Source organism: Oligoflexus sp. (assembly GCF_035638955.1).
Taxonomy (GTDB): Bacteria; Bdellovibrionota_B; Oligoflexia; order Oligoflexales; family Oligoflexaceae; genus Oligoflexus.
The window spans coordinates 1-11,623 of record NZ_DASQYZ010000373.1 but is presented as its reverse complement, the minus strand read 5'-3'; the positions used below and the strand labels follow the sequence as shown (position 1 = coordinate 11,623).

Here is an 11,623-nt window from a genome sequence, read left to right as displayed (position 1 = left end):
GCAACCCAGGCCTGGTATCCTCCCTGATTTCCTTGCCCTCAAACTCAAATGATTGGAATGAATCTTGCGTATGACTTTCCAGAAGCGACAAAGCAATGTTCAGCTAGTGGGCGAAGTCCATTTAGATTGACCCAGGAGATTTACGGAAATGAAGCAAATCTTTCGAGCTTTTATTTTGGTAAGTGGTTTGTCTAACCTTATGGTATGCAAAGGAAACTTTCCGGACCGAGTCCACACAAGATCCGAAAATGCGAATTCGGCCAATCCTGAGGGCGCCAAAGGCAAGCCTGACAAGCTATCTGAAGAACCTGTTGGGCTGCCTGGATATCCTCTGGCTTGCCGATGGCAAACCGTTCCTACAGAATCCACACCTACTGCCAACGTGAGGTGCTTCCTCACGGATGAACGTGGCCAACCCACCGATCTCGGTGCGGGTGCGCTCTGGGCTGTTGAAGACGTAACACCCGAGGTAACCGTTGCCCAACAAGTGATAGGATCGGAATTCCATATTTCCGTCTCAGGATCAACCGACACGATCGTAGTCGATGCTCTACGCATTCTCCAAGTGCATGTTAAATATGGAGCAGCCAATAGCCTGGAAAAGAAGGCATCAGTATCTGACTTACTTAAAGCCCCGAATAACGCTTTCAGGCTGGCATCGACTTGCGACACCGAATTTGTAACTATTATTTCAAGAGAAGAGGATTCTATCATGGTGGGCCCGGCTTTTCCGGGATGCGTGGACCTCGCTGCGGCTCTCAATAACCGGACGTTGCCTGATCCAACTCAGAACACAGCTTTTCTAGCCTCCTGCGAGGCAAGCGTCTTTCGCTTCGACCCTATCGAGAACGGACAACCTGAGATAATTGAATCAGACCTGATTTTGCGTGAGTATTGTCTTGAACTTGCAATTTTCATCAACTCCAAAGGCGAACAATAAAAAGACGGACCAAAGGAGCAAACGCGCTCAGCGTTTGCTCCGCTTCCAGCCGCCGTCAAAACCTTACAATAATTGCTTGGGAACAGTGACGTTCTCCACCTTGCACGATTGCCCTTCACAATTGGTTTTAATGGTAAAGCCCGACTTAGGGTTTCGATCACTGGCAATCTCTGGCAGTGAAAGGCTTTCCCTCGTAAAGACGACACCACCTGGCAGACCCATGATCTTGACCATACAGATTCCGTTGCTCGCATCGGCCCAGTAAGTATTTCTTGTGGCAGACTTTAAGCCAACAAAATCGGTTGCTTTGTTCCAACCGTCGACCCAACAGACCTTCGACTTTGGCATTGTCAAGGACAGCACCAACCAATGGCCTTCTTCAAGGGATTTAACCTGGACCGATATTTCCTTGGGTACTTGTTTGAACGCCACATGCCATCCACTGGCACTTGGGCCGCTTATATGCTGTCTGGCAAAGAACTTCTCGGGATAATAATTGCTGCGACCCGCTTCGTTATTGCCAACTCCCCACAAATGAGTGACCAACCCACCTCGCTCTATGTCCTTGAGCTGGACGGTGGCGACTGAACGATTGCTGTCCTTAGGACAAAGCCACAAGCCCCAATCGGTCTGCTTGGTGCATCGACTGTCAATTTTCCAGAAACCAATGTCTCCTGATCCGACTATCGTCGGCGCGCCCTTTCCTGTTGCACTGCCGTCAGCGTCAATCAAATTGAAATTCCGGGCTGCCAGGGTATTTTGGGTGTCATGGCAAAATTTCTGGGACTCATCAACGTTAATGTATTTTATGCCTGCAACTACCGTCATATACTCAGGAGTAAACTCATCGCTGTGAGTCATATTATAGAATGCGCAGCTATTTCTTGACCGCATATTCGTGTCATTTTTTAACTTTTTGATGTTCTTGAACGTAACATTCTTGACGATAGTCCTTGATGCCGTATCGTAGAATTGGAAACCACGAGTATATCGTGATGCTGGTTTGAAATTCAGCAACGCTTTATTGGGAGTTTCTCCATTGAATAATGCATTGTGAAGGAAGGAATCACCGAATAAAACGGCGAGTTTGCCACTGTCATGGGACTCGAAGTTATGGACTTCAGCGAAACCACCCCAGTGAGCCAGACCTGCTTCGCAGAGAAACGTTTTTGTATTTGTGAAGATATCGTTACCGTTCCGCAGGTTCCTCCAGTCTGGACGACCACTGACATAGTTGAGTCTATAGTTCCCTTTGTCATCCTTAATTTCTGTGAGGATGCCGCCCAAATAAATGCAGGCTCCATTGTGCCAAAAATAGCCTGATGTGTGCGCCGTGTTTCCATCAAAGCTGGAGTGCTTTAAAGGAACATCCTTCGGGATAACGGGCTTGCCTCGATTCGGGCCGATAGGTTTGGGCATATTGGGGAAACTGAACCCTGCGAATCCTCCTGAAGCTGCGTTACCGATGAATCGATTGTTGGCGTTGGAAATATAGAAACCCGAGGCCGCCCGATCAGCAGGATTCGAAAAGACGCCATCAATTTCCGGCTGCGTAAAACCTCCCTGACCTGGAGTATCAATTTCTTTCAGGGATTTTTCATCGGTGCTGCCCATTATCTTGATACGGGCTGCGAGGTTATAGGAGAATTCATTCCCCACCTCTGTTCCATCCTCCAAATAATAACAGTGGCCAAAGACATCATAAGCCACGTTTTTGGAAATAATTCCATTGTCGCTTCCATGCACAGAAATGCAGCGCCAGTTGGATTCCCAGATGCTGTTGTCAGTCAAATAGGAATTTTTCTTCTTCAGATCGCCTGCCATATGAAAATGAAGCGGATAGCGACCTAGAAAGTTTTGTTGCCCCATTTTATATAGCTCTGCACCTGAAACCCGTCCCTGTCCCATGATCATGACGTGTCCACCAAACATGGACTTGGGTTGGGCCGAAGATATGAGTTTGACGTTGCGACTCAGCAGGCCCACTTCCACTTGGTACTCTTTGCCACCAAAATGGTTGAATTTCAGGCGGTCCGTGAATTGAACGACGCGTTTATCTTTGACGGCTGCAATCGTCATGACTTCGCTCTGATCTTCGTAGGGATAGTCCCGCATCGAACTCGTGACAACCACAACTTTCTGCCCAGGCTCCCAATTGACATCATTTTGCAGAACAACTTCAGTAGCACTGGCTACCGCAGTCTCCTTAAGGCGGCTCCACGTGTGGTGATAGAGTTTTCCATGAATATCAAGGGAACCCGACCCCATCACTACGATCCCTTTCCCGGATCGGTTATAAATCTCCTGAATATTCTCTTGTTCATCGTGATAGAACTCTAGAGTTATATCCGACGATACGCGGCACGTTTGCGAGCCAATCAAAAGCGATCCGTGGACGGTAATGTCCTTTACCTTCATATGGATTGGGCTGTCGTCGAATATCAAACGACTTTTTTCGCCAACGACTATTTTAGGAATCGTAATTTCCGGGACGCCTGCGCCAAGCCTTGAGGTGCTTTGCACAAGAACGTCTACTTCACTCGGGATGGTCAGGACACCATCTTTGAGCCACTTGTTCTTTGCCTCATCAATGCCGATCATTTGCCCCCTGCCCTCCAAGTGAGGACAGCCAACGGGAGCCGATTCCACGCTCACGTCTGCAGGCACAGAGATGTTCACCAGGCTTTCTTCTCCATCTGCAGCGTCGACGAGCGATGGTACGGCTTGATCCATTTCTGGTGATTGGCGGATTGCAGTGCGAGTGCTTTTTTGCATGGGCTCGCTACTGCAGCCTGGTATCAGTAAAACACTAAGAGCGGCTAGCAAAATTAACGTTTCAAAAATCTGTGACATATCACGCAGCAAGCTAACATCATGAGGGCCTCGTGTGTCTCTGGATCTCTTTCTTCTCTGACTTTCAACTTCCTGAACTGATGGAGCCATGAAAGAGTCCGTTCAACTACCCAGCGATGTTTTCCCAAACCGCTACCGTGAGGAGTACCTCTTTTCGCCAGGACTGGTTCTATCCCCTTTTTTTCAGATCCTTCCGAAGAGGCTCTGAATCATATCCTCGATCGCCTTGAACTTTTTTCGGGCGCCGCTGTGGTCGGCCAACTTTCCCAGGAATATTGGGTATTTTCTCAAGCAATGGAAGCAGCTGAGTTACATCGTTTCGGTTGGCTGCTGTCAGAATCACTGCTAGCGGAATTCCTTTGCCATCAGTCATGATGTGATGTTTGCTACCTTGCTTTCGCCTGTCCACCGGACTGGGACCAGTTTTCGGCCCACCGTGAGGTGCACGCAATGATGCGCTGTCGACTATAGCCCGTCGCCAGTCGATTTTCTTTTTAGTCCGAAGTTCACCGAGAAGTTTTGCAAAAAATTTTTCCCAAACCCCCGCACGATGCCATTCCTTTAACCTTCGCAAGCATGTATGTCCCGACGGCCATTCACTGGTTGCGGGTAAATATTCCCAGGGAATTCCGGTCTTTAGTGCGAAGACAATTCCAGTAAAAACCTTCCTGTTGTCAGAGCGTTTGCGACCAGCATATTGAACATTCCGATTCTTCAGGCTGGATCTTGGGAGAAGAGGTTCCACCCATTCCCATAGTTCGTCTGAAACTATCTGCTTGGTCATGAGGAAAACTCCTATGTGCCTACCCTGACAACATGGGAGTTTTCAACTTTTATATCCAGTTTGCAATTTTAATTTTGCTAGCCGCTCTAAGGAGAAACGCAGACGAAAGTTTGTTCATTTATGACCTCAGATACAATTCAGCTAAATTAAACTCAGCGGCAGAAGGACGATCACATTTGTTATTCTAAGGCCGTCGAAGATTTCACATTTAATTCAAATTTACAAACACGCGGCCGATGCCTGACTTCAATCTCCAGCCAACAACAATGAAGTAAGTTAGCCATGCTGTACTTTGGAAGAGTACACAGTGAGTTTTTAAGAATCGTTGGCAGCGGATCGCTGGAAGTCTGAACAGCTCTTGACACCGAGCCTGATGTTTCCGCGGCAATGAACCAGTTTTTATTTGCAAATTCACGTATATGTCGTAAGCAGCCTTCGATTGACAGTGAAACTTCGAAAGAAAACGGCGTTCGAAAATATTTAAACCTCTGACCTTATAGGTTAACTTGCAAAACACCATGCGACCTGGCAAGGAGTGCATCCTTATCAGAAGAACAATGCGCTGGACGGTCTAACCACGATATTGAATGAAAATTCCATGGCATACGGAGGCAACAGATCGGCATTGGAAGCTGGGACACGAACTTGGACCAAAGGTTGCTTGAGGTGAAATATCAAATCAAAGCTCGCAGGAGAACAGCATGGGATTCACTAAAGCAGTTGTATTCGTTGCGCTCCTGGCTTCAATCGGATGCCGTAGTGAAATCGAAGGCGAAGAAAGCGGTGTGAAAGCACTTTTTGTCCAGAGCTCCATCGCATCACTCGCGTTCGCCCTGGACGGAAATAAACTCTATCTTGCAGAAGGCACGAAAGTGCTGGCATGGCAGCACGAGGCGCCAACAGTGGCAGGCGACGCCATTAATTTCAAGGGCATCCAGATCGGGGAAGTGAAATCCGGCTTCTTCTGCAATGGCAAGTTCGATAATGTATGCGACGCCAGCATTTATAAAGACATCGGATCTGTCATAAGCCTCAAAAACGTGAACTCGGCGACCAACGCTCCGGCTGCAGGTGCAAAGATCCAATACGTAACAGCCGACACCAGCGCTATCAGCAATGTCAAGATTGGGACACCAATCCAAGGCATCGCCAAAGGAACCTGCACCGTCAACACGAATGCTGGACAAAAAACCATGAGTATCACGGCTGCTGTGAAGACCACCCAGAGGTCTAATGGCAAAGAAATTAAGATGATCGAGGTTTCAACTCCCGTTTATCAGTACAGCGCTCAGGGCGGGGCAGCAAAGGCTGTTGACATGAAGATCGTGCAGAATGTGTTCGAGAACGGATCCGTGCAAAAAATTGCTCCGAGCACTCAGGGTGCAAATGAAGGATCAGCGTTTATGGCCCTGTTCAAGTAATCTATAAAACGGAGGCCTCGTTGAGGAGGCCATCCATATCACGCAGATTTTGATCGCGTTAATTCCCAAAGTCCAAGGCGAGTGCGGCGTCGGCCCCCCCGAAGCAAAAGCTGCAAAGCCTAGAGGTTGTGTGTGCTCATGTCATACGGGGACTTCTCTCACGAGGAGTCCCCCTTTTCCATTTTGAGAAATGGCTTACGACTCAAATAAGCTGCCGTCCTTCAACCCGTCTGTCGATGAATTCACTCAAGACCTGGCGAACATCCATTACATATCAGTATGTTATACGATCCTATGATCACTTATCGACCAAGAAACACCCTTTCGAACCTAACAACCGTCCTAAGTTTCGTTTAGTTTCAAAGACTTAGGATGCACCTTTGACCCAAGGAGCATAGGGTACCTGTTGATTCCAAACGAGGAGTTTGAAGCTATAAATCAATGGAATGGCTGCATAATGCATGTGGGCCAGAAATTGTAAGAAGGTGACGAGGAAGCTCTGGCTCCATGCAAAGATAGTCTGGAGGGCCTATGAAATATAAGTTGATCATTCTTTCACTTGTTCTTACCTCAGCTTGTGGGTCCGGCAGGACGAACGTATTGACGGAAGAAGTTGAGAAGGTTGTCGCCGACAATGAAAAGCTTGCCCTGGAAGTGGACAGGCTGAGCGATGAGCGTTCAAAGATTGCCGATGAATTGGACGTCAACAATGAGAAGGCAAGTCAGCTGGAGGCCCATATTGAGGTTCTGAATAGTACGGGTACCGAGGTGAAAATTGCATATGAAGCCAAGTTGGACACTCAAGAACAGGCCTTGGCGTCAAGCGTGGCTGAAGTGGCCAAACTGAAGGTTGAGTTGGACAAAGCTCCCACTCCTGATGAGCAGAAAGCAACCCAGCAAAAAATAACCAATCTGGAAACCAGGAACAAAAAGCTGGAGTTCAATGTCTCATCGTTAAAGCAGCTCCTTGAAACCTCCAAACAAGGGGAAGCAGCCTTGGCCAGAAAACTGGCTGATGAAATCCAGAAGACCCGGGACGTTTATGGTGCTCAGGTGGCCAGGCTCGACACAATGGAGGCTGCCAACACGAAAATGACCGCCGCTCTGGTTGCTCAGCAGGAGTTCAATCGCAAATTACAGGACAAGGCGAACCAGTTACAGGCGAAGAATGGAGAGTTGAAAAAGCACCTGAGTGCTGCCAATTCTCGAATCAAGCAGCTGGAAAGAGACCTTGAGAAGCTCAAAGCCGCGTATAACGAGCTGAAGACAATTCATGCAAAAACTACCGAGGATCTTGGCAAAACCAAAGTGGACCTGAGTGTGGCCAAGGCCAGCGTTGTAGCGCTGCAGGCTGAGTTAAATGCCGTGAAGGTGAGAAACAGGCAGCTGGAATCCAAGAACAAGGAACTGGAAGCAGAGGTACAAAAAGCCAAGGCAGAAGCAGCCGAGGCGCGTGCTGAAGCTGACAAAGCCAAGGCTGACGCTAACGCCGATGCTGCAACCGCATCTGTATCGGCAACTGCAACTGCAAAGACTCAATCAGATGGCGGCAATTGAAGGCTGGCTCGACGTGCTTGGTGATTCCAGGTCTTGCTCGTCTCCAAACGCAAGAAAGGCGCTGTTACTTGAACAGCGCCTATTACGGAGATAGATATAATCAGGATCAACGCTTGATCGTGATCTTATCAATAAACACGTTTCTATCTTGCGCTTTGGCTGGATCATAGATGTCGTTCACGAAACTGATGCTGACCTTTCTTGTACCTGCCGTAACTGGAACATTCAGGCTGTAAGTGCTGAAGTCTCGATTTGTCACGCTGACGCTTCCCGCGCTCACACCGTCAACCTTGACTTCGAGGATAGGCGCAGCGCCTTCAGCCAATCGCCCGGCTGCCGAGATATCAAACACATACGTTCCAGAGCTGGGAAAATTCACAGAACTTTCCATGGTCGCATTGGTGTAAAAAATCCAGGCATTGCCGTCCCAATGCAGTTCACCCGACTTCGGAGCCAGCTTCTCAGCTTCCAGCGTAGTCAGCACAACCGGAATTTTCTGTTGTTCGTAGGATCCCCTATCAACGGACGGGCCAGCACGTCCGGCACCATTCAGGTCAACTGCCGCAAAAATTGAGCTCGTACCGCTGTCAATCGCCGGCGAGCCCGCACGAAGACGGAAGTCACGCTTGCTCACATCGACAAAGAGTGGGTCGGCTACAATATCGTTCGGGCCTTTCACAGGAATCTTAGTGGTATTGAAATAGATGTTGTAATCATTCACGTAGTTCGTGGAACCCCACTTGTGATTCACCTCTTCGCCCGTCCGCGCATACATGATGTTATTCAGGATTTTGACGTCATCACTGCCATTCGAGTATATTTCACCCTGCAATTCCGCACTGACGCCATTCATATAGGACGTATTATTGATGATATCGACATGACGACTCTTATATGCATGAATGCCCGACCCACCGTTCAAGTAGGTGAGATTGTTTTCGACCAGTGTGCGGCCTCGGTAAGCGGGCTTTTTAATCTGCGTGTTCTGGGTATCATCGACGATAATACCGTTTCCGTCGGTTATGTCATCAACCGCGAGCCATTTGATATACATCCGATTGTCGTAAGTCTTATTGCGGCGAATGAAGTTCTTGTATCCACGGTTGCTGTCGATATCCACGGGATGGAACAAGGAAATACCGCTACAACCATAAACCGACCACCAGGCGTTCGAATAAACTTCATTGTCTTCAATAGTTACATAGTCTGAACGCTCGGCTACAATGCCGCCACCTCCGCAGTGATGGACCTTGTTCTTACGGATAATATAATGGTGAGGAAACACGGCGCTCGAACCGGATTCCTTCGCTTTCACAAAAATGCAGTTACCCGCGGTCCTGGGATTATTGGTGTTCTTGGCTTGAGAGAGAGCGTACTCACGGCTCACCGAAGCAGCGTTGCCTTCTATTTCAAGACCTTCGATGGTAAAGTAGGATGCTCCCTGGACTTTAATAGCATTCCATCCGTCTTTCAACTGCAACTTCGGCTTGTGGCCCGGATAGGCTTTATAGGTGATCCACGCCGAAGCCGTTCCTGATCGCTCGATATTCAATATGTCGCAACCATAGCATGAGTTGGTATACGTACCGTTCATGATCAGGACAGTATCGCCTGGCTTGGTGAGATTTGCAGCTTTTTGAATGGTTTTGAATGGTCGAGTTGAAGCAAGACCATCGTTCTTGTCACTACCATTAACACTCACATGGTAAACTTTGAAATTATTAGCTCTCTGAGCCGCTACACCAGCTTCGTCCAAGCCCATATCGGGCGATTGAGTCAACACAGCAGAAGACTCTTCCTCTAGGACTGTTTGGTCATTTGACTCATGACCCTGACCGCACCCGATGACAACGGAGCCCAGGAATGCAGCAACAAATATCGTCGGACGAACTGATGGAAAGCGCGATTTTTTAGCTATCTTCATAGTTATTCACATCCTCTTCTTCATTCTTCTTCAGCAACAATTAGGTAGCCACAGATAAAATACAAACAGAAGTTAAGTCAAGTAAGTTTAGGTCAGAGAATTTTTGTTAAGAGAGATTTTTTACATACTCATCAAATCCCTAAATTTATGTCGGCTCTATCAGACACAATGCAGTTATTTCGCTTTAAATTTTAGCACCTCTCCATGTAAGTAACTTCGGACCTTCATCCCAGCGCAATATTTCATATCCAGCATTGAGGCATTTAACTGCAACCAACGCCGGTGCGCTTTATTCAGGATTTTTGGCGAAGCTTTAGCCAGCGTGCAACAATACTGTTACAAGGTGAGCAAGGCCGTGAAGCTCGCTGATGATCTGTATTCTGGAATCTTTTTCCTCGACCACAGCATTCAAGGTCCATAAGCAAAGCAGGAAATGACCTGTGCCTACCGCATTTCTGGGGTTGCTGAAAGGCAAACAATTATGGAATACGGGTAAGGACAATGGAGGTGGAGGCGCGTGTGACGCTCGCGCTGGTTGGCGTATAAAAATTATTTTGCAGAATTGCTAGCTTTGTTTGATTGAGTCTGATGGGTCAGACAGCGGGGATCATTGTAACTCAACGGCAGAAGCAGGCCTCTTGCACTCAGAATCGCAGGCATAGGCTTGATAGTGCGGATCTTCGAAAATCCCTTGGTCAAAGCAAGCAGACTTTCGCGATCCAGACCTTTTAAAGCCTTCTTGATCCCCGCGACAGAGTTCTCGTCCCATCTCTCACTGGATATGAGATAAATTCCATCTGATGTCCGCAGCAGAAACTGCGAATAAAAGAGCAGGTTCCTGTTCTCCAGGCGACTTAATGGCTCTTGGGGATCCCAGGCATCATGTTCCTGACAACTCTGCCCGCCAGATGCGAGGCAGAGCGAGACACTTAAAATCTGGTTACCCTCGACCGGAGGCAGATTAAAATCATACGATCTTTCACTTGTTATATCGTTAAGGCTCAGGCGGACAGCTTGTGCAGTCTCGTCGCCTCCATGACTCTCCAGGGTTACCTGAAAGGCCTGCTTATTGAGGCCAGGAGCAATGGCTTTAAGGGTATCGAGATCTCCGGTTTTGCACCAAAGCGCGCGGGCGTCGAAGCCAACCGAAAGTTTATCGACCTTGCCAGACTTTGACATTATTACGGGCCGTATTTTTTGGGTTATTAAGAGATTATGCTGCTGCTTGAGCTGATCCTGGCTGGACTGAACTTTGGCCGCAGGGCTCGACTTTAAGGTGCGAGCTGGCATCACTACGGGAGTTGAGGCTGAAATCATGCTCGGGGCCTTCGTCTTTTTGCTCCAAATCCCCAAAGCCAGAAGTATGGCGATAACAATCAAACCTATCTGAGGCGTCGTGAGCTTCATTTCTTTTCATCTCGTCCGTCAGTTGCAAGGATGTTGCGCCCTTGGAGTCGGCTTCCGAGTTGTTCCTGCAGGTGCAGGTCTCCTGTCATGATGCCATTTGCAAGAATGTAGTGCTCGTCATCCTGGAGGTCCGAGCCCTCGAGACTTAAATTCCAAACCGTCGGCAGCTCTGCTGATGTCTCAGGCATTTTGGAAACAATTTCCAGCACGATTTCATGTCGGCTGCCATTGATAATTGTTTCATCTTTAAGCAACTGGTGAGCTTTGCGCAAACCAGTCGAAGTCAGAAATGGGTGTTCGCCAGTAACCTCGACCGCTCCGTAATTGGTGATCACGCGGAGAAGGGGGAATTTTTCCGGCCCTGCGATCACTCTGGCAACACGTGACACTTTTTGCAAACGGGGGTTCCATACCAAATCACCCTGCCTTATGGAACTCACGGGACGATCCGTGCCATCGGCCATACGAATTAAGGTGCTTGCTTCAAAACACCCGCAGTTATCACGGGTGCCGAGCAGTTGGCGTTCGCAACTCGGCGCCAGGTAGGCGAAGTACCGGAAGAAATGATAGTTATTTCCGTATGTTGTATTAAAAGCGGTAGGATTTGCGGCATAATACTGTGAAGGTAAAAGGCCTGATGCCTGCTGGAGAGCCTCGGCAATCAGCTCCTGGTTGCTGCAAATTAAACCTTTCCCCCCGCCATCGATCAAATGGTTGGTTTCATTCCAATCGGCAGT

8 protein-coding genes are annotated in these 11,623 nt (G+C 48.3%); 3 read left to right on the top strand and 5 right to left on the bottom strand.

Features of this window, described 5'->3' with window-relative positions:
• The first annotated feature begins 148 nt into the window (after window positions 1–148).
• Window positions 149–940, top strand: coding sequence for a hypothetical protein (locus VE954_RS32480; protein WP_324960864.1), 792 nt, complete (start codon window positions 149–151; stop codon window positions 938–940).
• A gap of 63 nt (window positions 941–1,003) precedes the next feature.
• On the opposite strand, the gene VE954_RS32475 is transcribed toward VE954_RS32480, so the two are convergent.
• Both VE954_RS32475 and VE954_RS32470 read right to left on the bottom strand, forming a co-directional pair.
• Entirely contained in the window at window positions 1,004–3,715 is a 2,712-nt protein-coding gene (locus VE954_RS32475; RefSeq protein WP_324960862.1) for a G8 domain-containing protein, read from the bottom strand.
• Window positions 3,716–3,768: 53 nt separating this feature from the next.
• Window positions 3,769–4,577, bottom strand: a protein-coding gene (locus VE954_RS32470) for an IS5 family transposase (RefSeq protein WP_324960860.1) whose coding sequence is annotated in 2 segments (ribosomal slippage) — window positions 3,769–3,974 and window positions 3,974–4,577 — 810 coding nt in all. Because the reading frame shifts where the segments join, the coding sequence is not laid out codon by codon here.
• A 701-nt stretch (window positions 4,578–5,278) separates the two neighbouring features.
• Here VE954_RS32470 and VE954_RS32465 point away from each other — a divergent pair.
• Both VE954_RS32465 and VE954_RS32460 read left to right on the top strand, forming a co-directional pair.
• Entirely contained in the window at window positions 5,279–5,998 is a 720-nt protein-coding gene (locus tag VE954_RS32465; protein ID WP_324960858.1) for a hypothetical protein, read from the top strand.
• A 531-nt stretch (window positions 5,999–6,529) separates the two neighbouring features.
• On the top strand, window positions 6,530–7,555 hold the full coding sequence (locus VE954_RS32460) for a hypothetical protein (RefSeq protein ID WP_324960856.1): 1,026 nt from the start codon (window positions 6,530–6,532) through the stop codon (window positions 7,553–7,555).
• Window positions 7,556–7,661: 106 nt separating this feature from the next.
• On the opposite strand, the gene VE954_RS32455 is transcribed toward VE954_RS32460, so the two are convergent.
• The 3 genes from VE954_RS32455 to VE954_RS32445 form a co-directional block, all read right to left on the bottom strand.
• Entirely contained in the window at window positions 7,662–9,338 is a 1,677-nt protein-coding gene (locus tag VE954_RS32455; protein ID WP_324960854.1) for a carbohydrate-binding domain-containing protein, read from the bottom strand.
• Between the two features lie 690 nt (window positions 9,339–10,028).
• Window positions 10,029–10,886 (bottom strand): hypothetical protein, encoded by an 858-nt coding sequence (locus VE954_RS32450; protein WP_324960852.1) that lies wholly within the window; start codon window positions 10,884–10,886, stop codon window positions 10,029–10,031.
• The coding region (locus tag VE954_RS32445) for a hypothetical protein (RefSeq protein ID WP_324960850.1) at window positions 10,883–11,623 on the bottom strand (741 nt) is incomplete at its 5' end. The genes VE954_RS32445 and VE954_RS32450, both read right to left, overlap by 4 nt.

What these genes read in the sequence shown, in the direction of transcription:
- VE954_RS32465 (WP_324960858.1), top strand. Translation starts at nt 5,279, where the DNA reads ATGGGATTCACTAAAGCAGTTGTATTCGTTGCGCTCCTGGCTTCAATC.
- VE954_RS32460 (WP_324960856.1), top strand. Translation starts at nt 6,530, where the DNA reads ATGAAATATAAGTTGATCATTCTTTCACTTGTTCTTACCTCAGCTTGT.
- VE954_RS32450 (WP_324960852.1), bottom strand. Translation starts at nt 10,886, where the DNA reads ATGAAGCTCACGACGCCTCAGATAGGTTTGATTGTTATCGCCATACTT.
- VE954_RS32480 (WP_324960864.1), top strand. Translation starts at nt 149, where the DNA reads ATGAAGCAAATCTTTCGAGCTTTTATTTTGGTAAGTGGTTTGTCTAAC.
- VE954_RS32475 (WP_324960862.1), bottom strand. Translation starts at nt 3,715, where the DNA reads ATGCAAAAAAGCACTCGCACTGCAATCCGCCAATCACCAGAAATGGAT.